This window comes from Streptomyces sp. DH24 (assembly GCF_029813775.1).
Classification (GTDB): domain Bacteria; phylum Actinomycetota; class Actinomycetes; order Streptomycetales; family Streptomycetaceae; genus Streptomyces.
The window spans coordinates 136,976-160,284 of record NZ_JARVKW010000008.1 but is presented as its reverse complement, the minus strand read 5'-3'; the positions used below and the strand labels follow the sequence as shown (position 1 = coordinate 160,284).

Genomic DNA, 23,309 nt, shown 5'->3' with positions numbered 1-23,309 from the left:
TTCAGCCTTGCCCACCTCGCAGGCCGGGGCAAACAACCCACAACGGCCACTGTCGTTGACACCTTCACCGCGCGGATGGTGGGCTCGGTGCTCTGTGTCCCTGTGAGTGCTCTCTGTGACGCGGACACGTACGTCGAGGTGACGCGGACACGCACGTCGGGCAACGTAGAGCGACCAGGAGGGGGCCCGTGCAGTTCGGACGCAGGAAGAGGGCCGCCGCCCTCGCGTTCGCCGTCGTCGCGGGCGCTCTAGGTGCGACGCCCGCCGCCGTCGCGGCGCCGCCGGCGCCCGGTACGGCCACGTCCTCTCCTGACTCGGCCGGGCCGGATGTCGCGGTGTGGCCGCGTCCCCAGTCGCTGCGGGCGAACGGCGCGCCGGTCGCGGTCACCGAGGAGGTCGCGCTGGTCGCGGACGGGACGGCGGACCCGTACGCCGTCGAGGCGCTGCGGGCGCTGCTGCGGGAGGCGGGCGCGCGCCGGATCACGGCCGTCGCCGCGGGCGAGCCGCTGCCCGCGGGCGCGCTGGTGGTGCGGGCGGGCCGGGAGAGGTCCCGCGGGGACGCGCGGCACGAGCTGCCGTCCGGGGGCTACCGGCTGACCGTCGGCAGCGGCGGCGTCATGCTGTCGGGGGCCGGTCCTGACGGGTTGTTCCACGCCGTGCAGACGCTGCGTCAGCTGGTGCGCGAGGACGGCACGATCTCGGCCGTCGAGGTGCGCGACTGGCCGGGCACCGCCGTGCGCGGCATCACGGAGGGCTTCTACGGCACCCCGTGGACGCACGCGCAGCGCCTGGCGCAGCTGGACTTCATGGGCCGCACGAAGCAGAACCGGTATCTGTACGCCCCCGGCGACGACCCGCACCGGCAGGCGCGCTGGCGTGAGCCGTACCCGACACAGCGGCGCGCGGAGTTCCGGGAACTGGCCGAGCGGGCCCGCAGCAATCACGTGACGCTGGGCTGGGCGGTGGCGCCGGGGCAGGCGATGTGCTTCGCGTCGGACGAGGACGTGCGGGCGCTGACGCGCAAGCTGGACGCGATGTGGGCGCTGGGCTTCCGCGCCTTCCAGCTGCAGTTCCAGGACGTCAGCTACAGCGAGTGGCACTGTGACGCGGACGCCGGGACGTTCGGGTCGGGGCCGCGGGCGGCGGCGCGGGCGCAGGCGCGGGTGGCGAACGCGGTCGCCCGGCACCTGGCGGACCGTCACCCGGAGGCGGCGGCCCTGTCCTTGATGCCGACGGAGTACTACGAGGACGGCGCGACGCCGTACCGGAACGCGCTGGCCGGGGAGCTGGCGGCGGGCGTCGAGGTGGCGTGGACCGGCGTGGGCGTGGTGCCGCGGACCATCACGGGTCGCGAACTGGCCGAGGCGCGGCGGGTGTTCGGCCGGCATCCGCTGGTCACGATGGACAACTACCCGGTCAACGACTACGCGCCCGGCCGGGTGTTCCTGGGCCCCTACCAGGGCCGCGAGCCCGCTGTCGCGACCGGTTCGGCCGCCGTGCTGGCCAATGCGATGGAGCAGCCGGAGGCGTCCCGCATCCCGCTGTTCACGGCCGCCGACTACGCCTGGAACCCGCGCGCCTACCGGCCGCAGGAGTCCTGGCGGGCGGCGATCGACGACCTGTCGGCGGGCGACGACCGCCGCGAGGAGGCCCTGGCGGCGCTGGCCGGGAACGACGCGTCGTCGGTGCTGGGCGCGGACGAGTCGGCGTATCTGCGTCCGCTGATGGCGGCGTACTGGCAGGCGCGCGCACAGGCGGCGGACCGCGCGGGCACCCCCGAGGAGCGCCGTCTGCGGGATACCTTCGGCGTGCTGCGGGACCTACCCGAGCGGCTCTCCGGCACGGCCCTGGGCCGGGAGGTCGCGCCGTGGGCCGAGCAGTTGGCCCGGTACGGCGAGGCCGGCACGACGGCGCTGGACATGCTGCGGGCGCAGCGCTCCGGGGACGCGGCGGCGGCCTGGACGGCGTACCGGAGGCTCGGGGAGCTGCGGGAGCGGCTGGGCTCGGCCCGGGTGACGGTCGGCAAGGGCGTGCTGGACCCGTTCCTCGCCCGCGCGCAGAAGGCGTACCGGACGTGGACGGGCATCGACCGCGAGCCGGTGACGACGGCGGGCGACGCGGCGGACGCGCACACGGTCCGTTTCCCGCAGGCCCGGTCCCTGTCGGCGGTGACGGTGCTGGCCGAGCCGGGCACCGAGGGCGACGTCGAGATCCATGTGCCGGGCGAGGGCTGGCGCCGGGTGGGCCGGCTGGACGGGGCGGGCGCCACCGAGGCGTCGGCGGGGCTGCGCGCCGACGCGGTCCGGGTGACCGGCACCGGCCCCGGCGGCGTGCGGCACGTGGTCCCGTGGTTCGACGACTCCCCGGACGCGGCGCTGGAGCTGACGCGGGAGCGGGCGGACGTGGAGATCGGCGGCGGGGAGCGGCTGACGGCGCGTCTGAGGTCGCTGCGTCCGGCCGACGTGCGCGGCAGGCTCACCGCCGAGGCGCCCGAGGGCGTCCGGGTGCGGCTTCCCGAGGACCCGTTGACGCTGCCGCGCGGCACGACCGTGGACGTCCCGGTCGAGGTGAGTGTGGCGGCGGGGACACCGGCCCGGTCGTACGACGTCCGGATCGGGTTCGGCGGGGTGACCCGCACGCTCACCGTGCGGGCGTTCCCGCGCACCGGGGGGCCGGACCTGGCGCGCACCGGCACGGCGCGTTCGTCGGGCGACGAGACGCCGGACTTCCCGGCGTCGGCGGCGAACGACGGCGATTTCGGGACGCGTTGGTCGTCGCCGGTGGAGGACGGTGCCTGGTGGCAGCTGGAGCTGCCCCGCCCGGTGCGGCTCGGCCGGGTGGTGCTGCACTGGCAGGACGCGTACGCCGCCGCGTACCGCGTCCAGGTGTCCGCCGACGGCCGCCGCTGGCGCACGGCGGCGACCGTGCGGGACGGCCGCGGCGGCCGGGAGTCGGTCCGGATGGACGAGCGGGACGTGCGGTACGTACGCGTGCAGGGCGACAGGCGAGCCACCGAGTACGGGTACTCGCTGTGGTCGGTGGAGGCGTACGCCGTCGCCGAGCAGCCCGCGGCCGACTGAGGCCCACACCCCGGGGAGCCATCGCGGGACTTTCTCGCCGACTTTCTCGCCGCCGACTATTCACTCAGTACATGTACTCAGTACATACTGATCTTCATGAGCACCCGCCACATCCTGCTGGGGCTGCTCGCCTCGGGGCCGAGCCATGGCTACGACCTGAAGCGACGGCACGACGAACGCTTTCCGCAGGCCCGCCCGCTGGCCTACGGGCAGGTCTACACGACCCTGCAACGCCTGGTCCGGGACGGCCTCGCCGAGGTCGACGGCACCGACTCCGACGGCGGCCCGGAGCGGACGGTGTACCGGCCGACGCCCGACGGCGCCCGCGAACTCGCCCGCTGGGCCGCCGAGATCGCGCCGCCCGCGCCCTTCGTGACGAACGAGATCTTCGCCAAGGTCGTCGTCGCGATCCTCGGCGGCGGCGACCCCGCCGCCTACCTGCGGGCCCAGCGCGCCGCCCACATGGCGCGGATGCGCGAGCTCACGGCGGTCAAGACCGCGGGCGGCGCCGACCTGGCGACCGTGCTCTCGGCGGACTACGCCCTCAACCACCTCGACGCCGACCTCCGCTGGATGAACACCACGGCGGCCCGGCTGTCCACCCTGACCGCGGAGGTCGACGCAGCATGAACGACGTGGACACCAGGGAGCCGCTCCTCGCGGCCCGGGACCTGGTCAAGACGCACGGCAGGACGCAGGCCCTGCGCGGCGCCTCGGCCGACCTGCGGGCGGGCGAGGTCCTCGCCGTCACCGGCGCCAGCGGCAGCGGGAAGTCGACGCTGCTGCACTGCCTCGCCGGCATCGTCCGCCCGGACGGCGGCTCGGTGACGTACGACGGGCAGCGCCTCGACACGCTGCCGGAGAAGCGGCTGAGCGAGCTGCGCCGCACCGAGTTCGGGGTGGTCTTCCAGTTCGGGCAGCTCATCCCCGAGCTGACCGCCCTCGACAACGTGGCCCTGCCGCTGATGCTGGCCGGCACCTCCCGGGCGCGGGCGCGGGAGCGGGCCGGTGAGTGGCTGGAGCGGTTCGGGGTGCGCGGGCAGGGGGACCTGCGGCCGGGCGAGATGAGCGGCGGTCAGGCGCAGCGTGCGGCGCTGGCGCGGGCCCTGGTGACCGGCCCGAGGGTGGTGTTCGCGGACGAGCCGACGGGCGCCCTGGACTCGCTGGCGGGCGAGCAGGTGATGACGGCGCTGGTGCGCACGGCCCGGGAGGCGGGCACGGCGGTGCTGCTGATCACGCACGACGCGCAGGTGGCGGCGTACGCGGACCGTGAGGTGTCGCTCATGGACGGCACGGTCGTGGCCGAGGGCGCGGCGGCGACGGGGGTGACCCGGTGACGGCGGACCTGCGGCTGGCCTGGCAGCTGGTGCTGGGCTCCGACCGGCGCGAGTGGTGGCGCATCACGCTCACGGGGGTGGGCGCGCTGCTCGCGACGGGGTTCGCGCTGGCGGCCGTGGCGGTCGCCTCGCTGCGCGGGTATCACCCGGTCCCCTTCGCGAGCGGTCTGCTGGACCGGCCGGGCGAGCGGCGGGGCGTGGTCGCGGCGCTGCTGCTCCTGCTGGTGCCGGTGCTCGGTTTCCTCGGCCAGTGCGCCCGGATCGGGGCCGTCCACCGGGACCGGCGGCTGGCCGGGCTGCGGCTGGCGGGGGCCACGCCCTGGCAGGTGCGGCGGATCGCCGCCGCCGAGGCGGGACTGACCTGCCTGGCGGGCTCGGCCCTCGCGACGGTGTTCTGCGCGGTGCTCCTGCTGCGCCTGTGGGACGAGGCGCCCGGCACCGCGTGGGCGGGATTCGCGGCGGTGCTGGTGGCGGTGCCGGTGCTCGGCGCGCTGGTGAGCGTCCTGGCGCTGCGCCGGGTGGTCGCCTCGCCGCTGGGCCGGGTGCTGCGGCAGCGGTCGCGGCGTCCGGGACGGGCGTTCCTGTGGGCGGTGCTGATGTTCCTGGCCCTGTCGGCCCTCGCCTACGCCGTGACGCACAGCGGTCCGCGGGAGCCCGGGCCCGGCTCGGCGCCGGTGCTGGTGGTCCCCGTGATCGTCCTGACGGGGGCCCTCGCGCTGTGGCTGGTGGGCGCGACGGCCCGGCTGACCGGCGGGGTGCTGGCCCGGCGGACGGGCGATCCGGCGGTGCTGATCGCGGCGGAGCGGCTGCGCGACGACCCCTGGGCGCCGGCCCGCACGCACGCGGCGGTGCTGCTGGTGACGATCGTCGGAACCGGTTTCGCCGGCGTCCGGCAGGTGCTGCTGGAGGTGCTGCACTCGGACAAGCACCTGGCGGAGAGCCGGTCCTTCTACACCACCGGCATCGATCTGACGGCCGCGGCGATCGTCGTCGCCCTCGCGATCACGCTGTCCGGTCTCGCCGTCGGCACCGCCGAGTCGCTGGCCACCCGCCGCCGGGGCCTGGCCGCGCAGGCCGCGGCCGGGGTGCCGCGCGCGGTGCTGGGCCGGGCACTGCTGCTGGAGACGGCGTTGCCGCTGGCTCCGGCGGTGCTGGTGGCGGGCGCCGGAGGCATGGCGATCGGCACCGGCTACGCCACGCTCGCCGACGGCGGCGGCTGGTCGATGCCGTGGGCCGCGCTGCTGGTCCCGGTCGCGGTGTACGCCGCCTGTCTGCTGGCCGCGGCGACCGCGCTGCCCCTGCTGCGCAGGTCGGTGCGGCCGGCGGAGCTGCGCCACGCGTGAGGGCGTGACGGCGCGGCCCCGGGGGCACGGGGGACCCCCGGGGCCGCGGCGGGCGTCGGGCACGCCGCGGCAGTACGAAGGCCCGGATCGTCGTCAGGCGGAAATGCCGTCGATCCGGGCCAGGGCGTCGTCCGCGCCGAACGGCTGCAAGTACGGCAGCCAGCGCGGGTCCCTGTGGCCCGTTCCGATGATGCGCCAGGCCAGGCCCGTGGGCGGGGCGGGTTTGTGGCGCAGCCGCCAGCCCAGCTCGAAGAGGTGCCGGTCGGCCTTCACGTGGTTGCAGCGGCGGCAGGACGCCACCACGTTGTCCCAGACGTGTTTGCCCCCGCGGCTGCGCGGGATGACGTGGTCGACGCTGGTTGCGACGCCACCGCAGTACATGCACCGGCCCCCGTCGCGGGCGAACAGCGCCCGACGGGTCAGAGGAACGGGCCCCCGGTAGGGAACCCGGACGAATCGCTTGAGCCGGACCACGCTGGGTGCGGGGACTGTGACGGTCGCGCTGTGCAGGTAGGCGCCGGACTCTTCAAGGCATACGGCCTTGTTCTCCAGGACGAGGACGAGCGCGCGGCGGAGCGGTACGACGCCGAGCGGCTCGTACGACGCGTTGAGGACCAGGACATGCGGCACGGATGCCTCCTTGTACGCCGGCGGCGCGTGGCTCGCGCCGGGACGATTTCGTAGTCAGTCTCCCCTCATGCCTGGTGGAAGCGCCACCATGTCCCGGTAACGGGCTGGGAGTGTTTTCGACCACACCTGATGCATCCCCAGGTTCACGTGGTTTTCATCCCGCCTGTTCATCCCGCGGATGGGCACGGACCGTCCCCGGAACATGACGGGGATTCGCACACGATGCCCCGTTAGTGTGGTGAACCTGCCCTCTCGGTGACCTTTCCGTGACCTGGACCACCGTGGCCCCCCCCGCGCCGGAGGCAGACCGCACCTGGAGGTACCCGCCGTGTCCCTGTCCGCCGTCCTGTCGGCCGCCGGTTCTTCGCCGTCGCCGTCCCCGTCCCCGTCCGAGAGCTCGACACCGGCGGTGCCCTCGTTCCAGGACGCCCAGGAGAGCGCGACGAACGCCGCGAGCTGGGTCGAGCAGAACTGGTCGACGTGGCTGGCGATCGGCCTGCGGGTGGTGCTGATCATGGCGATCGCGGCGGTGCTGCGCGTGATGGTGCGGCGCGCGATCACCAAGCTGATAGACCGCATGAACCGCACGGTGCAGGCGGTGGACGGCACGGCGCTCGGCGGTCTGCTGGTGAACGCCGAGCGGCGCCGGCAGCGCTCGCAGGCCATCGGTTCGGTGCTGCGCTCGGTCGCCAGCTTCGTGATCATGGGTACGGCCGCGCTGATGGTGCTGGGCACGTTCCAGATCAACCTCGCGCCCCTGCTGGCGTCGGCGGGTGTCGCGGGCGTGGCGATCGGTTTCGGCGCCCGGAACCTGGTCACGGACTTCCTCTCCGGCGTCTTCATGATCCTGGAGGACCAGTACGGGGTGGGCGACTCGATCGACGCGGGCGTGGCCTCCGGCGAGGTCATCGAGGTGGGCCTGCGCGTGACGAAGCTGCGCGGCGACAACGGCGAGATCTGGTACGTCCGCAACGGCGAGGTGAAGCGGATCGGCAACCTGTCGCAGGGCTGGGCGACGGCCGGCGTCGACGTGACGGTCCGCTCCGACGAGGACCTGGACAAGGTGACGGCCACGCTCACCGAGGTCGGCGGGACGCTGGCCAAGGAGGAGCCCTGGAACGAGCTGCTGTGGGGCCCGGTCGAGGTGCTCGGCCTGGACAGCGTGCTGCTGGACTCGATGGTGGTCCGGGTCTCCGCGAAGACCATGCCGGGCAAGTCCCTGACGGTGGAGCGGGAGCTGCGCTGGCGCATCAAGCGGGCGTTCGACGCGGCCGGCATCCGGATCGTGGGCGGGCCCACCGCGGTCGAGGACGCGGCCGCGGTCGACCCGACGGCCGGGATGGCGGCCCCGTCGGCCTACGCCAGCACGGTGTCGCCGCAGTCGGTGGCGGCGTCCCCGCTGACTCCGCCGAGCACGACGAAGTAGCCGACGCGCGCCCGAGGGGCGGCTCCCGGATCTCTCCCGGGAGCCGCCCCTCACGCGTGCGCGCCCCTTCCCCCTTGACGGCCCGTTCACGGCGGGCCTACGTTCCTCCCACCAACAGGAAAGTTTCCTAACAGAGCGATCCCTTGACGAGCACCGGGCGCCGCCCCGCACCCCGGTGGACGCACGGCCGATCACCCTGGAAAGCTGAGCAGCGGAAAGGCAGGTGGACAGACGGACATGGCAGGAACCGCCGGCACGCCGGGCACCCCGCGCGTCCTGCGCGCCATGAACGACCGTGCCGCCCTGGACCTCCTCCTGGAGCACGGCCCGCTCTCCCGCACCCGGATCGGCAAGCTCACCGGCCTGTCCAAGCCGACCGCCTCCCAGCTCCTGGCCCGCCTGGAGTCCGCCGGCCTCGTCCTCGCGTCCGGCACGAGCGAGGGCCGCCCCGGCCCCAGCGCCCAGCTGTACGAGGTCAACCCGGCCGCCGCGTACGCCGCCGGCCTCGACGTCACCCCGGAACGCATCGTCGCCGCCGTCGCCGACATCACCGGCCGCACGGTCGGCCGCCACGAGCTGGCCACCCCCCGCCGGCGCACCGGCACACCCGTCGTACGGCAGGTCACCGACGCCCTCGACGGCGCCGTCAAGGCCGCCGGACTGACCCGCGCCGACATCCACCGGCTCGTCATCGGCACGCCCGGCGCCTTCGACCCGAGCACCGGCCGGCTGCGCTACGCCTCGCACCTGCCGGGCTGGCACTCCCCCACGCTCCTCGGCGAACTCGCCGCCGCGCTGCCGATGCCGGTGGAGTACGAGAACGACGTGAACCTCGCCGCCGTCGCCGAGCAGCGCCTCGGCGCGGCACGCGGTCACGCGGACTTCGTCCTGCTGTGGAACCAGGAAGGCCTCGGCGCCGCCCTCGTCCTCGGCGGCCGGCTGCACCGCGGCTGGACCGGCGGCGCCGGCGAGGTCGGTTTCCTGCCCGTCCCCGGCGCGCCCCTGGTCCGCCAGGTCACGCGGGCCAACAGCGGCGGCTACCAGGAACTCGCCGGCTCGCAGGCCGTCCCGGCGCTGGCCCGCGAGCTCGGCATCGAGGACATCCCCAGGGGTTCGCACGCCGAGGTCGCCGCCGCCCTCGTCGAGCGGGCCGCCGGACGGGACGACGAGCGGCACCGGCAACTGCTGCGGACGTACGCGACGAGGCTCGCCACCGGTCTCGCCTCCCTCGTCTCCGTCCTCGACCCCGAACTCGTCGTCCTCGGCGGTGCCTGCCTCACCGCCGGCGGCGAGACGCTGCGCGATCTGATCCGGGCCGAACTGGAGGAGCTGGCCGCCTCCCGGCCCCGGCTCGTCGTCGGCGGCGTCGCCGCGGACCCCGTGCTGCGCGGGGCGCTGGAGAGCGCGCTGGCCGCCACCCGCGACGAGGTCTTCGACACCTCCCGCTGACGGCCCGCAGATCCACGCCTGCGAGCGTCCCGGCGCCTGGACGCTCCCCTACGGCCCGGAGTCGTCCAAGGGCGCCCGCCACACCGACTGACCATGGCCGCGACCGTGCCGGTCATGACCCCCGTGATCCTCGTGTTCCTCTTCGCCAGAAGGCGTTCGTCGAGGGCGTCACGCTCACCCGAGTGAAGGGCCAGCGACATGAAACTCACCGTGGTCGGCGCAGGCTCGACCTACACCCCCGAACTCGTCGACGGCTTCGCCCGCCTGAGGGACACGCTGCCCGTCGAGGAACTGGTCCTGACCGACCCGGCGACGGACCGCCTGAACCTGATCGGAGCCTTCGCCCGCCGCATCCTGGCCCGCCAGGACCACCCGGCCGAGGTCACCACCACCTCCGACCTCGACGCGGCGGTCGACGGCGCGGACGCGGTGCTGCTCCAGCTGCGCGTGGGCGGCCAGACGGCCCGCCGGCAGGACGAGACCTGGCCCCTGGAATGCGGCTGCGTGGGCCAGGAGACGACGGGCGCGGGCGGCCTGGCGAAGGCGCTGCGCACGGTCCCGGTGGTCCTGGACATCGCCAAGCGGGTCCGCCGCCGCAACCCGGACGCCTGGATCATCGACTTCACCAACCCGGTCGGCATCGTCACCCGCGCCCTCCTGCGGGCCGGCCACCGGGCGGTCGGCCTGTGCAACGTGGCGATCGGCTTCCAGCGCAGGTTCGCCGCGCTCCTGGGCACCGACCCCGCCGACGTCCACCTCGACCACGTGGGCCTGAACCACCTCACCTGGGAGACGGGCGTCCGCCTGGGCGGCCCGGAGGGCGAGAACGTCCTGCCGGAGCTCCTGGCGGGACACGGCGACGCGATCGCGCGGGACCTGCACCTGCCGCGCGCGCTCCTGGACCGCCTGGGCACGGTCCCCTCGTACTACCTGCGCTACTACTACGCGCACGACGAGGTGGTGGAGGAACAGCGCACCAAGCCGTCGAGGGCGTCCGAAGTGGCCGCCATGGAACGGGAGTTGCTGACGCTGTACGCGGACCCGGCGCTGGACGAGAAGCCCGCGCTGCTCGCCCGGCGGGGCGGCGCCCACTACTCGGAGGCGGCGGTGGACCTGGCGGCCGCGCTGCTGGGCGGCGGCGGACCCCCGTACCAGGTGGTCAACACGTACAACCGGGGCACGCTGCCCTTCCTCCCGGACGACGCGGTGATCGAGGTGCAGGCGGCGGTGGGCCGCACGGGAGCGGCCCCGCTCCCCGTCGGCCGCGTGGACCCCCTGTACGCGGGTCTGATGGCGAGCGTCACCGCCTACGAGGACCTGGCCCTGGAGGCGGCGCTGCGCGGCGGCCGGGACCGCGTCTTCCGCGCGCTGCTGGCCCACCCGCTGATCGGCCAGTACACGTACGCGCAGACCCTGACGGACCGGCTGATCGCCCACAACCGGGAGCACCTGGCGTGGGCGTGACGCTCCTGGCGGTCGACGCGGGCAACAGCAAGACCGACGTGGCGGTCGTGCGGGGCGACGGCACGGTCCTGGCCACGGCGCGCGGAGGCGGCTTCCGTCCGCCGGCGGTCGGCGTGGAGAAGGCGGTGGACGCGCTCGCCGCCCCCGTCACCCGCGCCCTGGCCGCGGCCGGAGCCGCACGCGTCGACCACCTGTCGGCCTGCCTGGCGAACGCGGACTTCCCGGCCGAGGAGGAGGAACTCACCGCGGCCCTGCGGGCACGCGCGTGGGCGGAGACGGTGACGGTCCGCAACGACACGTTCGCCATACTCCGCGCCGGCATCCCCGAGCCCCGCGGCGTGGCGGTCGTCTGCGGCGCCGGCATCAACTGCGTCGGCATGCGCCCCGACGGCCGCACGGCCCGTTTCCCGGCGCTGGGCCGCATCTCCGGCGACTGGGGCGGAGGCTGGGGCCTCACCGAGGAAGCGCTGTGGCACGCCTCGCGGGCGGAGGACGGCAGGGGCGGGCGGACGCGCCTGGCCGAGACGCTCCCCGCCCACTTCTCCCTGCCGTCCGTGTACGCCCTCGTGGAGGCCCTGCACCTGAACCGCATCCCCGGCGCCCGCCGCCACGAGCTGACGCCGGTGCTGTTCGGCACGGCGGCGGAGGGCGACGAGGTGGCCCGCGGCCTGGTGGACCGGCTCGCCGACGAGGTGGTGACGATGGCCGCGGTGGCCCTGACCCGCCTCGATCTGCTGGACGAGGAGACGCCGGTCCTGCTGGGCGGCAGCATCCTGGCCGCCCGTCACCCCCTGCTGGACGACGGCATCACGGCCCGTCTCGCCGCGCGGGCCCCGAAGGCCACCCCCAGGGTCGTGGCCGAACCCCCGGTCCTGGGCGCGATCCTCCTGGGCCTGGACGACATGGGCGCGCCGGACCCGGCACGGGCCAGGGCGAGCGCGGCCTACGCGACCCCCTGACACCGCGCGCGCCGGCGGCCGGAGGAGGCCGGGCCGGACGTCGGCGCGGGTCCGCCGGTGGAACCGAACGGCTTCCCCCGGCGTATTCGTGACGGGGGCCCCACCGAATCCACGGGGGAACCGCGCTGCGATCCGCACAAGATCCAGTGAAGCCCGGTGCGGATGCCGGTCCCGGCAGCGATACTTGCCGCGACGGATGACCATGGGGGAGGTCAGCAGTGACGCAGCCGCCGACGAACGGCACGGCACCACCGGGCCCGGCACACCCGGACCGCGCCGCCGGCGCGCCCACCCTGCCGGCCGTCCCTCCCCAGCGCACCGGCACCCCGGGCGGCCACCTCACCCCCACCGCCCGCCGCCGCACCGCCTTCGTCGAGGGCGCGGACCGCCTCCGCGCGGCCGCGACCACCGAACCCGGCCGACTGCGCGTCATCGGCGCCGTGCTCGCCGTCCTCGTCGTCGCCTTCGGCGCGGTCACCGCCTGGCAGACCGACGACCGCGCCTCCGCCGCCGACGCCGTCCTCAACCGCAGCCAGCCCCTCAGCTCCGACGCGGCCGACATCTACCGCTCCCTCGCCGACGCCAACACCGCCGCCTCCAGCGGCTTCCTCGCCGGCGGCCAGGAGACCAAGGCCTCCCGCGACCGCTACGAGAAGGACATCCGCACGGCGGCCGACAAACTCGTGGGCGCCGCGGCGAACTCGGAGCCCGGCTCCCCCTCCGCGCGGACGATCGCCCGCCTCAACCGCCTCCTGCCCGAGTACAAGGGCCTCGTGGAGCGGGCCAGGACGTACAACCGCCAGGGCTTCCCGGTCGGCGGCGCCTACCTCCGGTACGCCAACGAGAAGATGCAGAAGCAGATGCTCCCGGCGGCGGAGGACCTCTACACGAGGGAGAACCAGCGCCTGCGGGCGGACTACGCGCACGCCACCCCCTACCCGTGGGCGGCGATCGGGCTCGGCGTGACCGCGCTGGCCGCCCTCGCCTGGGCCCAGCACCGCACCTACCGCCGCACCCACCGCGTCCTGAACCACGGCCTGGTCGCGGCCACGGCCACCGCGACGGTGGCCCTGCTGTGGCTGGTCGTCGGCCACACCGTCGCCCGTGCCTCCCTCGACGACTCCTACGACCACGGCGTCCGCTCCCTGAACGTGCTGCACGACGCCCGCATCGCCTCCCTCAAGGCCCGCGGCAACGAGAACCTGACGCTGGTGGCGCGCGGCGCGGAGACGGTCAGGGTCGGCGCGGAGACGTTCGACGCCTACGACCACGACTTCCGCACGGAGATGGGCGTCCTCGGCAAGGGCCTGGCCGAGGCGCGGCGCCTCGCGGACGACCGCTCGGGCGAACAGCCGGTGGCGACGGCCGTGGGCAACATGGCGGAGTGGCACAAGCGCCACGCCGCCGCCCGCGAGCAGGACGAGAACGGCAACTACGACGCGGCGCTGGACAAGGTGATCGGCGCGAAGGACGCGACCGGCGAGTGCTTCGACAGCGTGGACGCCAACCTCGCCCGGGCCCTCGGCCACGAGACGGAAGAGTTCAGGTCGGCGGCCGGTGACGGCCTGGACGCGCTGGCGGGCCTGCCGGTGGGCGCCGGCGCGCTCGCCGTGCTCGGCGCGGCGGGGGCCGTGCTGGGCATCGGCCGCAGGCTGTCGGAGTACCGGTGAAAGGGGGCGTGACGATGCGTGCGCGACGTCTGCGGGCCGGCCTCAAGGGCTGGGGCGGGGTGGGTGCGATGGCGGTCGTCTGCGCCCTGACGGTCGTCTTCGCGCTGCTGCTGCCGCACGTCGGGCGGACCGGCGAGGACGGCGGGACGGCCACCGGCGGTTCCGGCGTGGCCCACGGCAGCCGCATCCGGGCGGCGGACGACTGCACGGACCCGGAGAAGCAGACGCTGTCCCCGTCGGACGCGGACGGCCCGACGATCGACGCGATCAAGAACCGGCAGGGCGAGAAGCGCAAGCTGGTCGTCGGCGTCGACCAGAACAGCTACGGCTGGGGTTACCGCAACCCCAACCGGGGCAGGTCCGGCGACCTGGAGGGCTTCGACATCGACCTGGTGCACCGCATCGCGCGGGACATCCTCGGCGACGCCGACGCGGTGCAGTTCAAGGCCATACCGACGGACCAGCGCATCCCGGCGATCCAGGACGGCCGCGTCGACATGGTCGTGCGCACCATGACGATCAACTGCGCGCGCATCCAGGACGTCGCCTTCTCCGCGCCCTACTTCAAGACGGGCCAGCAGGTCCTGGCCCCCAGATCGTCGCCCGTCACGGGCTACGACGACTCGCTCGCGGGCCGCCGGATCTGCACGGCGGCGGGCTCCACCGCGTACTCGACGCTGGAGCAGGGGCGCGAGACGGGCGAGCTGCCGGCCTCCGCCGACATCTCCACCACCGTCCCCAACCAGCTGGACTGCCTGGTGCGGCTGCAACTCGGCGAGGCCGACGCGGTGGTGACCGACGGCGCGCTCGCGGCGAGCCAGGCGGCGCAGGACCCGACGGTGGAGCTGAAGGGCGACGCGTTCACCACCGAGTACTACGGCGTCGCGATGAAGAAGGACGCCGACGATCTGGTCCGCCGCGTCAACCAGATCCTCGTGGACTACCGCAAGGACACCTCGAACGGATGGCAGGCGTCCTACGACAGGTGGCTGTCGGCGACACTGGAGGAGGACTCGGCGAAGTCGGAACCGCCGGCCCCGCAGTACCGGCGTCCGAGCTGACGGCACGCCCACGGACCGAGGAACAACCGCCAGTCAACTACAGCAGCGAGAGGTGATCGATGGGCGTCACGGGACCCACCGGGCCGGTAATGGACCGGGACGAGGTGGACCGTGCGCTGGCGCGGCTCGGCGCGGAGCACGAGGCGATCGAGACCTCACTGCTCGCCCTCCAGGACCACGCGGGCCGCAGACTCCTCGAAGGAGCCGACCTCACCGGCGTCACCAAGGAACGCTGGGCGGCCACCGAGGCGGCCATCACGCTGCTGTGGACGTACTTCGACGCGTACGCGGGCGCGCTGCGCACCGCCCGTGAGATCCGCGCCCGCCGCCGCTGGTCCAGCCGCGAGGACCTGGCGGAGCTGACCGAGCTGCTGAGCGGCGAGTCGGTCACGCTCGCGGGCAGCGCCACGGCGACCGCCAACGCGCCCGCGCCGGACGGCGGTCCTGGCCGGCTCACCGAGCGGTACTCGCTCACCACGCTCGTGGACCGCATGAACGAGCTGTACGCGAGCTCCCTGGACATGGTCGTCGCCGCCGACGCGGTCTGGTCGGCGCTGCCGGCCCGGATCGATTTGCTCGCCGCCGAACTCCAGCGCACCCGGCAGCTCGCGCACTCCGTCGGCGTACGCCCCGGCGAGCACCCGGCGGGCGACGACCTGGAGCGCATCACGCGCACGCTGACGCGGCTGCGCGAGGAGGTGGTGTCGGACCCGCTGGCGTTCTGGAAGCCCGCCGAGGGCAGTTCGGCGCCGGGCGGCGGCAGGCCGGACACCACCGTGTACGACCGTGAGGCACGCGCGCTGGAGGACGTGCGCCGCGAGATCGACGCCGTGCTGGAGGTCCGCAAGGACGCGGAGGTGCGGATCGTACGGCTGCGGGACCTGCTGTCCCGCGCCGACCGCACGCTCGCCGAGGCCCGCACCGCGCGCGGCGAGGTCCTGGCGAAGATCGCCGCGACGGAGGTGCCGGTGGTGAGCGGCCCGCCGACGGTGCTCCAGGAGCAGCTGGCGACGGCCGCCGAGTACCGCAGGAACGCCCAGTGGCACCGCCTGTCGCCGCTGCTGGAGTCCCTGGAGGAGAAGGCGGAGGACGAACTGCTGCGCGCCCGCGAGTCGTTGACCGCGGTCACCGCGCCCCTGGCGATACGCGCCGAGCTGCGCGGCCGTCTCGACGCGTACAAGGCGAAGGTCGCCCGGCACGGCCTGGCGGAGGACCCCGAGCTGGTCGAGAAGTACGAGAAGGCCCGCCGCATGCTGTGGAGCGCGCCCTGCGACCTGCGGGTCGCCGAGCAGGCGGTGCTGCGCTACCAGCACGCGGCGGCCGATCTGCTCGGCGGTGCCGCGCGGGTGCCCGGTCAGGGCGGGTCCGAGGACCACAGGGGGGCGGGCGCGTGAGCGAGCAGGGGGAGGCGGCGGGATGAGCGGGGCGGGGAACCGGGCGGGGAGTCCGGCCGGGCAGAGCTGTCAACGGCCCGGCTGCGAGGGCGCGTACGAGGACGTGGGCGGCGGCGAGCTGTACTGCGACACGTGCGGTCTGGCGCCGGTGGTCTCCTCGACCGGCCTGGTGGGCTCGGCGCCGACCGGGGTCACGGTCGGTGCGCGGAACTCCAAGGGCTCCTCGGGCAGCGGCCGGTCACGCTCCGGCAGCCGCAGCTCCCGTACGTCGTCGCAGTCGTCGAGGTCGCGGCGTTCGGTGTCGGGCCGGCTGTCGCGTTCCCGGTCGGGGCGGTCGACCGGCCGTTCGGTGTCGGTGCGCAGCTCCGGTTCCGCGGCCGGTTCGTCCTCGCGGGGCCGGCTCGGCGCCGGTCTGGTGCAGGTGCCGCCGATCCCGCGGCCCGACCCGCGCGCGATGGTGCTGGACGACCCGGAGGTGCCCGAGCGCAAGCGGTTCTGCTCGCGTTCGGACTGCGGTGCGCCGGTCGGGCGGGCCCGTGGCGACCGGTCGGGGCGCACGGAGGGCTTCTGCACCAAGTGCGGCCACCCGTACTCGTTCGTGCCGAAGCTGCGGGCCGGTGACGTGGTGCACGGCCAGTACGAGGTGGTGGGCTGTCTCGCGCACGGCGGGCTCGGCTGGATCTACCTCGCCGTGGACCGCGCGGTCTCCGACCGGTGGGTGGTCCTCAAGGGCCTGCTCGACACCGGCGACCAGGACGCCATGGCGGCGGCGATCTCCGAGCGGCGGTTCCTCGCGGAGATCGAGCACGCCAACATCGTGCGGATCTACAACTTCGTGGAGCATCTCGACCAGCGCACCGGCTCCCTCGACGGCTACATCGTCATGGAGTACGTCGGCGGCAAGTCGCTGAAGGAGATCGCCAACGCCCGCCGCAGCCCGCAGGGCCGGCGCGACCCGCTGCCGGTGGAGCAGGCCTGCGCGTACGGCATCGAGGCCCTGGAGGCGCTCGGCCATCTGCACAGCCGCAACCTGCTGTACTGCGACTTCAAGGTCGACAACGCCATCCAGACCGAGGACCAGCTGAAGCTGATCGACATGGGCGCGGTGCGCAGGATGGACGACGACGAGTCGGCCATCTACGGCACGGTGGGCTACCAGGCGCCGGAGGTGGCGGAGGTCGGCCCGTCGGTGGCGTCCGACCTGTACACGGTGGGCCGCACGCTCGCCGTCCTCACCTTCGACTTCCAGGGCTGCACGAACGTCTTCGTCGACTCGCTGCCCGACCCGGACCACATCGAGGTCTTCCGGCAGTACGAGTCGTTCTACCGGCTGCTGGTGCGGGCCACGGACCCCGATCCGGCGCGCCGGTTCGCCTCCGCGCAGGAGATGGCCGAGCAGCTGACGGGTGTGCTGCGGGAGATCGTGTCCCTGCAGACGGGCCGCGCCCGGCCCGCGCTGTCGACGCTGTTCGGTCCCGAACTGAAGGTGACCGACAGCGAGTTGTTCCCAAAGCTGGACGGCGAGGTGTCCCGGCTGGGCGCGCGGACGACGAACGGCCGAGGCAGACGTGTAAGCAGAGGCAGAGGCAGAGGCAGGACGACGGTGTCCGCGCCGCCCGCTTCCGTGCCCGGCGGGGCCGCCGCGCCCGCGCCCGCCGCTGCCCCGAGCCTCGTCAAGCCCGTCGCCACGCCCGCCGCCGGGCTCGCGCTGCCGGTGCCGCGGGTCGACCCGTCCGACCCCAACGCCGGTTTCCTGGCGGGCCTGATGACGTCCGCGCCGGGCGAGCTGCTGGGCGCGCTGGCGGCGGCGCCGTCGCCGTCCGTCGAGACCCGCCTGCGGCAGATCCGCGCCTGGCTGGAGCACGGCGACTCCTACACCGCGCTGGAGGCCCTGCGGCACGTGGAGGAGGAACGGCCCGACGACTGGCGGGTCGTCTGGTACCGGGGCGTGGCCTCGCTGGTCACCGGCGACCACGAGGGCGCCGCGCTGGCCTTCGACGCGGTGTACGACGCCTTCCCGGGCGAGCCCGCGCCGAAGCTGGCCCTGGGCCTGTGCGCGGAGGTGCTGGGGCAGTTGGACAACGCCGCCGAGTACTACCGCCTGGTGTGGGCGACCGACCCGAGCTGTGTGAGCGCCGCGTTCGGCCTCGCGCGCGTGCGGCTCGCGGCCGGGGACCGGCGCGGCGCCGTGCGGACGCTGGAGTCGGTGCCGGAGTCGTCCATCCACTACACGGCGGCCCGGGTGGCGGCCGTGCGGGCCCGGCTGCGGCAACGGACGGCCACCGCCGGTGACGTACCGTTCCTGGACGACCTGTCGGCCGCCGCCGGGCAGGTCGAGGCGCTGGACGCGTACGGGCTCGACCCGGCGCGCCGCGAGCAGTTGTCGGTGGAAGTCCTCGGTTGCGCCCTGGACTGGGTACTCTCCGGTGGCCAGGGTTCCGCCCCGGCCGCCCGGCGAGTGCTGCTCGGCAGCGAGCTGGACGAGCGGGGCCTGCGCTTCGGTCTGGAGCGCTCGTACCGCATGCTGGCCCGGCTCGCGCGAGGCGGCGAGGAGAGGATCGACCTGGTGGAACGAGCCAACCGTTACCGCCCCCGGACGTGGGTGTAGTTGATGTCGCAGATGCCCCAGTTGTCCGCCTGCCCGAGCTGCGAGGAACCGCTCGAGTCGGGCGACCGTTTCTGCGGTGCGTGCGGATACGACCTGTCCGCCGTACCGACACGGCCGGACGACGACCCGACGGTGACCTTGAACAGCACGTCCACGCCGCCGGCGGCACCGGTGACTCCGCCGCCGGGCGCCGGCGCGTCGCCGGTTCCGCCGCCACCGCCGGGCGCGGCCCCCGTGGCCGCTGCGCCGGGTGCGGGTGCCGCATCGGTGCCGGGTGCCGCACCGGTGCCGGGTGCCGCACCGGTGCCGGGTGTGGGTCCTTCGGTCCCGCCTCCGCCGTCTCCGGTGCCGGGCGCCGGCCCCTCGGTCCCGCCTCCCCCGTCTCCGCCGCCGCCCGCGCCGTCGGTGACGCCGGGTGCCGCGCGGTCCGCGGCGCAGCCGGCCGCCGTGCCTCCGCCACCCGGGCCTCCCCCGGCGGCTCCCGCGGCCCCGGCTGCCCCGCCCCCGGCGGCTCCCGCGTCCGCCGCGTCTGCCGGTGGCGTCCGTTTCGACCGGCCGTCGGACGGCGGCGAGTCCGGCCCTCCGTCGGCCGCCGGGCAGGAAGGCGTGCCGCACGCCGGACCCGGTGACGCGGACACCCCCACCCCTCCCGACGAGTACGCGCTCCAGGCGCCCGATCCCCGGATCGCCGCCGACCTGGCCGCGCAGGCCCCGGCCGCCAAGGTGTGCGTGGCCTGCCGCGCCGGGCGGGTCGACAGCGACGGCTACTGCGAGAACTGCGGGCACGCCCAGCCCCGCGAGCGCGACCACATGGAGCAGGACGCCGGCCCGGTGGCCGCCGTGAGCGACCGGGGCCTGCGCCACCACCGCAACGAGGACGCCTTCGCGGTCGCGAGCACCGCGCTGCCCGACGGCTCCCCCGCCACCGTGGCGATCGTCTGCGACGGCGTCTCCTCGGCGACCCGCCCCGACGACGCCTCGCTCGCCGCGTCCCGCGCCGCGAGCGACGCGCTGCTCACCGCCCTGCCGCAGGGCACACACCCGCAGCAGGCCATGCACGAGGCGATCGTCGCCGCCTCACGCGCCGTCAACTCCCTCGCGGCGGAACCCGCGACGGCCCTGGAGCAGGGCCCGCACCAGAACGCCCCGGCCTGCACCCTGGTCGGCGCCGTGGTCACGCCCGGCCTCCTCGTCGTCGGCTGGGTCGGCGACAGCCGCGCCTACTGGGTCCCGGTGGACCGCGGCGCGCCCCCGGCCCGCCTCACCGAGGACGACTCGTGGGCCGCGCAGATGGTCGCCGCCGGCCTGATGAACGAGGCCGAGGCCTACGCCGACGAGCGCGCCCACGCGATCACGGGCTGGCTCGGCGCCGACGCGTACGAACTGGAGCCGCACACCGCTTCGTTCAAGCCGGACCGGCCGGGTGTCGTGGTGGTCTGCACGGACGGCCTGTGGAACTACGCGGAGGCCGCCGAGGACATGGCCCGGGTCGTCCCCCTCGACGCCGCGACCCGCCCGCTGCACAGCGCCCAGGTGCTGGTCGGTCACGCCCTGGACGGCGGGGGCCACGACAACGTAACAGTGGCCGTCGTGCCGTTCCCCGCCGTGCGGCAGGGGGCAGGATCGGCCTGAGGCCACTGCTTCCCGACGGGGGCGGGCTCGGCCTGCGAAGGCACAGGGGCCGGAGGGGACCGGTCCTGCGGACAGCCGTCGCCCCACCCGGTGGGGCGTTCTAGGGGGATCGGATCAGGCATGGCCAATTTCGCGAAGTCGAACGTGCCGCAGTTCTCGGTGGACGTGTACCAGAACGAGTACCTGCCGGAAGGCGGCCGCGAGGTCAACGCCATCGTCACCGTGACCGCCACCGGCGGCGGCACGGTCGGCGGCGCGGTCACCGGGCCGCACCTGTACGCGGCCGGCCGGGGCCCCTCGGCGGCCGTGGTGATCATGGTCGACTGCTCGGGTTCGATGGACTACCCGCCGACCAAGATGCGCAACGCCCGCGACGCGACGGCCGCCGCGATCGACACCCTGCGCGACGGCGTGCACTTCGCCGTCGTCGGCGGCACGCACGTCGCCCAGGAGGTCTACCCGGCCGGTGGCCGCCTCGCGGTCGCCGACGCCACGACCCGCGAGCAGGCCAAGCAGGCGCTGCGCAGGCTCAGCGCGGGCGGCGGCACGGCGATCGGCACCTGGCTGCGGCTCGCCGACCGCCTGCTGTCCTCGGCGGACGTCGCCATCCGGCACGGCATCCTGCTCACGGACGGCCGCAACGAGCACGAGTCGCCGCAGGATCTGCGCGCGGCGCTGGACGCGTGCGCCGGACGGTTCACGTGTGACGCACGCGGCGTGGGCACCGACTGGGAAGTGAAAGAAGTCACAGCGATCGCCTCGGCCCTGCTCGGCAGCGCGGACATCGTCGCCGACCCGGCCGGACTGGCCTCCGACTTCACGCAGTTGATGGAGACGGCGATGGGCAAGGAGGTCGCGGACGTCGCGCTGCGGCTGTGGACGCCCGTCGGCACGACCGTGGAGTTCGTCAAGCAGGTCGCGCCCACCGTCGAGGAGTTGACCGACCGCCGCACCGAGGCGGGTCCGCGGGCCGGTGACTATCCCACCGGCTCCTGGGGCGACGAGTCCCGTGACTACCACGTCTGCGTGCGGGTACCGCCCGCGGAGCTCGGCCAGGAGATGCTCGCGGCCCGGGTCTCGCTGGTGGTCCCGCAGCCCGACGGCGGCGTCCGCAACCTCGGCGCACAGGGTCTCGTACGGGCCGTCTGGACGGACGACATGGTCGCGTCCACGTCGATCAACCCCCAGGTCGCCCACTACACCGGGCAGGCAGAACTGGCGCAAGCCATCCAACAGGGCCTCGATCTTCGCAAAGTGGGCGATATGGGTGGAGCAACGGCCAAACTGGGCCGCGCCGTTCAGCTCGCGAGCGCCTCCGGAAACGCGGACACCGCCAAACTGCTCGCGAAGGTGGTGGACGTGGTCGATGCCGCGACGGGTACTGTGCGACTGAAGACGAAGGTCGAGGAGGCCGACGAGATGACTCTCGAGACTCGGTCGACCAAGACTGTTCGTGTAAAGAAGTGACGTAAGAAGACCCGGAGCCGGGTCCGGAAGAAGACTCCGGAGCCGGGGCCGGAAGAAGATCCGGACCACAGCGAGCCCGACCCCCTGGGGGTTGGAGAAATCCGGCCGTGCGGCCGGAAAAGGAGAGGGGGAAGCGCCGACATGCCGACCTGCCCGAACGGACATCAGTCGGGTTCCGACGACTGGTGCGAGGTCTGCGGTCACCGCATGGCCGGTGCCGTGCCTCCGCCCCCTCCGCCGCCCCCGCCCGGCGGCTACGGCTTCCCGCCGCCCGGCCCGCCGCCGCCCGGTGGCCACGGCGGTCCTGGTGGACCCGGCGGTCCTGGTGGACCCGGTGGCCCCGGTGGCCGGCCCCAGCCGGAGCTCTGCCCGCAGTGCCGCACGCCCCGTGAGGGCGGCGCGCCGTTCTGCGAGGAGTGCCGGTGGAACTTCCTCACGAACACGGCGACGTCGTACACCCCGGCCGCTCCGCCCCCGCCGGCATCCGGCCCGGGCGTGCGCTTCCAGCAGCAGCCGCCCGGTCCGTCGTACGGCGGCCACGACTCGTTCGACTACCAGGGCTCGCGCCCGTCGCAGATGAACCGCCCCGCCGAGCCGATTCCCCCGGGCCCGCCCTTCGGCGGCGACCCGTCGGGCCCCGGCGGCCACGGTGGCCCCGGCGGTCCGGGTGGCCCCGCGCGCCCCGGCGGCCCTGGTGGCCCCGGCGGACCGTCCGGCCCTGGTGGTCCCGGCGGACCGGGTGGCCCCATGGGTCCCGGTGGACCGGGCGGTCCCGGCGGACCCGTGCATCCCGGCCCCGGTGGCCCGGGCGGACCCGCGGGTCCGGGCGGCCCGGGTGGGCCCGGCGGTCCCGGTGGTCCCGGTGGCCATGACGGCCCTTCCGGTTTCGGTGGCCCGTCCGGCGTCGGCGGCGGACCGGGCGGCCCCGGCGGTCAGCAGGGCCACGGCGGTCCGGGCGGCCCCGGTGGTCAGCAGGGTCCCGGCGGTCCCGGTGCCCAGTCCGCCTTCGGCGGGCCGGGTGGGCAGGGTGGACCGGGTGCCCCGTCGCCCTTCGGCGACCCGTCGCGTCCCATGCCGCCCCCGCCCGGCCCCACTCCGCCCGCCGGTCCCGGTGGCGGCCCGGGTGGCCCTGGCGGTCCCGGCGGCGGCCCTCAGGCGTTCCAGCAGTCCGGCCCTCCGGCCCCGCCCGGCTTCCCGCAGGAGACGCACCGGCAGCAGCCGGGCGGCCCGGCGGGCGGCGGGGAGGACGACTGGACGCTGCCCCCTCCGTCGAACGGCCCCGGCGGCCCCGGCGGCCCGCAGGGCGGCGGCTACGGCTACCCGCCCCCCGGCGCGACCCAGGCACCGCCCGGCGGCCCGGCCTTCGGGCAGGGACCGACGACGTGGCTGGCGACCATCGGCCCGGACCGTGAGTACTTCATGGCGATGATGCAGCGCTCCGGCCCCGAGGCCGCGGGCCTGAACCTGCCCGCGTACTCCCCGGAGCAGCAGCGCACGCTCACCGGCAACCAGGTCACCATCGGCCGCCGCCGCCACTCCACCGGCGAGACCCCCGACATCGACCTGTCGGTGCCGCCGGAGGACCCGGGCGTCTCGCACCAGCACGCGGTGCTGGTGCAGCAGCCGGACGGCAGCTGGGCCGTGGTCGACCAGAACTCGACGAACGGTACGACGGTCAACGGCTCGGACGAGCCGATCCAGCCGTTCGTGCCCGTGCCGCTGCAGGACGGCGACCGGGTGCACGTCGGCGCGTGGACGACGATCACGGTCCGGCGCGGCTGAACCACGG

The 23,309-nt window shown here is 74.9% G+C and carries 17 protein-coding genes and 1 pseudogene; 16 read left to right on the top strand and 2 right to left on the bottom strand.

The features are described 5' to 3' along the window. The first annotated feature begins 188 nt into the window (after positions 1-188). The 4 genes from QC282_RS09315 to QC282_RS09300 all read left to right on the top strand — a co-directional run bounded on the left by QC282_RS09315 (position 189) and on the right by QC282_RS09300 (position 5,760). On the top strand, positions 189-3,080 hold the full coding sequence (locus QC282_RS09315; RefSeq protein ID WP_279548777.1) for a beta-N-acetylglucosaminidase domain-containing protein: 2,892 nt from the start codon (positions 189-191) through the stop codon (positions 3,078-3,080). 96 nt (positions 3,081-3,176) lie between these two features. Beyond that, positions 3,177-3,710, top strand: a complete 534-nt coding sequence (locus QC282_RS09310) for a PadR family transcriptional regulator (protein ID WP_279548776.1) — start codon at positions 3,177-3,179, stop codon at positions 3,708-3,710. Then, complete coding sequence (locus QC282_RS09305) at positions 3,707-4,417, top strand: ABC transporter ATP-binding protein (RefSeq protein ID WP_279548775.1); 711 nt, start codon at positions 3,707-3,709, stop codon at positions 4,415-4,417. The genes QC282_RS09310 and QC282_RS09305 overlap by 4 nt, the downstream gene beginning before the upstream one ends. After that, a complete protein-coding gene (locus tag QC282_RS09300; protein ID WP_279548774.1) occupies positions 4,414-5,760 on the top strand; it encodes an FtsX-like permease family protein in 1,347 nt (448 codons plus the stop codon). Before QC282_RS09305 ends, QC282_RS09300 begins: the two co-directional genes overlap by 4 nt. A 93-nt stretch (positions 5,761-5,853) precedes the next feature. Here QC282_RS09300 and QC282_RS09295 read toward each other — a convergent pair whose 3' ends face one another. Next, on the bottom strand, positions 5,854-6,390 hold the full coding sequence (locus QC282_RS09295) for an HNH endonuclease (protein WP_279548773.1): 537 nt from the start codon (positions 6,388-6,390) through the stop codon (positions 5,854-5,856). A 328-nt stretch (positions 6,391-6,718) separates the two neighbouring features. On the opposite strand from QC282_RS09295, the gene QC282_RS09290 reads away from it, so the two are divergent. The 9 genes and pseudogenes from QC282_RS09290 (at position 6,719) to QC282_RS09250 (ending at position 18,421) form a co-directional block, all read left to right on the top strand. Then, entirely contained in the window at positions 6,719-7,816 is a 1,098-nt protein-coding gene (locus QC282_RS09290) for a mechanosensitive ion channel family protein (RefSeq protein ID WP_279548772.1), read from the top strand. A 237-nt stretch (positions 7,817-8,053) separates the two neighbouring features. Beyond that, positions 8,054-9,265 (top strand): ROK family transcriptional regulator, encoded by a 1,212-nt coding sequence (locus QC282_RS09285; RefSeq protein ID WP_279548771.1) that lies wholly within the window; start codon positions 8,054-8,056, stop codon positions 9,263-9,265. Between the two features lies 1 nt (position 9,266). Continuing rightward, a pseudogene (locus QC282_RS09280) lies at positions 9,267-9,456 on the top strand (carbohydrate ABC transporter permease); the annotation flags it as partial. Positions 9,457-9,463: 7 nt separating this feature from the next. After that, positions 9,464-10,729, top strand: a complete 1,266-nt coding sequence (locus QC282_RS09275) for a 6-phospho-beta-glucosidase (protein ID WP_279548770.1) — start codon at positions 9,464-9,466, stop codon at positions 10,727-10,729. After that, complete coding sequence (locus QC282_RS09270; RefSeq protein ID WP_279548769.1) at positions 10,720-11,688, top strand: N-acetylglucosamine kinase; 969 nt, start codon at positions 10,720-10,722, stop codon at positions 11,686-11,688. Before QC282_RS09275 ends, QC282_RS09270 begins: the two co-directional genes overlap by 10 nt. 218 nt (positions 11,689-11,906) lie before the next feature. Then, complete coding sequence (locus QC282_RS09265; RefSeq protein ID WP_279548768.1) at positions 11,907-13,358, top strand: hypothetical protein; 1,452 nt, start codon at positions 11,907-11,909, stop codon at positions 13,356-13,358. 14 nt (positions 13,359-13,372) lie between these two features. Beyond that, complete coding sequence (locus QC282_RS09260) at positions 13,373-14,419, top strand: glutamate ABC transporter substrate-binding protein (protein ID WP_279548767.1); 1,047 nt, start codon at positions 13,373-13,375, stop codon at positions 14,417-14,419. 59 nt (positions 14,420-14,478) lie between these two features. Continuing rightward, positions 14,479-15,813 (top strand): hypothetical protein, encoded by a 1,335-nt coding sequence (locus QC282_RS09255; protein ID WP_279548766.1) that lies wholly within the window; start codon positions 14,479-14,481, stop codon positions 15,811-15,813. Between the two features lie 22 nt (positions 15,814-15,835). Next, a complete protein-coding gene (locus tag QC282_RS09250; protein WP_279548765.1) occupies positions 15,836-18,421 on the top strand; it encodes a serine/threonine-protein kinase in 2,586 nt (861 codons plus the stop codon). Here QC282_RS09250 and QC282_RS09245 read toward each other — a convergent pair. Then, positions 18,397-18,576, bottom strand: coding sequence for a hypothetical protein (locus QC282_RS09245; RefSeq protein WP_279548825.1), 180 nt, complete (start codon positions 18,574-18,576; stop codon positions 18,397-18,399). The two genes, QC282_RS09250 and QC282_RS09245, sit on opposite strands and share 25 nt — an antisense overlap. Here QC282_RS09245 and QC282_RS09240 point away from each other — a divergent pair. The 3 genes from QC282_RS09240 (at position 18,554) to QC282_RS09230 (ending at position 23,302) form a co-directional block, all read left to right on the top strand. Continuing rightward, positions 18,554-20,053: a PP2C family protein-serine/threonine phosphatase gene (locus tag QC282_RS09240; protein ID WP_279548822.1), complete on the top strand. Its 1,500-nt coding sequence runs from the start codon at positions 18,554-18,556 to the stop codon at positions 20,051-20,053. The two genes, QC282_RS09245 and QC282_RS09240, sit on opposite strands and share 23 nt — an antisense overlap. Before the next feature lie 120 nt (positions 20,054-20,173). Then, complete coding sequence (locus tag QC282_RS09235) at positions 20,174-21,520, top strand: VWA domain-containing protein (protein WP_279548764.1); 1,347 nt, start codon at positions 20,174-20,176, stop codon at positions 21,518-21,520. A 141-nt stretch (positions 21,521-21,661) separates the two neighbouring features. After that, positions 21,662-23,302: an FHA domain-containing protein gene (locus QC282_RS09230; RefSeq protein ID WP_279548763.1), complete on the top strand. Its 1,641-nt coding sequence runs from the start codon at positions 21,662-21,664 to the stop codon at positions 23,300-23,302. Positions 23,303-23,309: the final 7 nt, after the last annotated feature.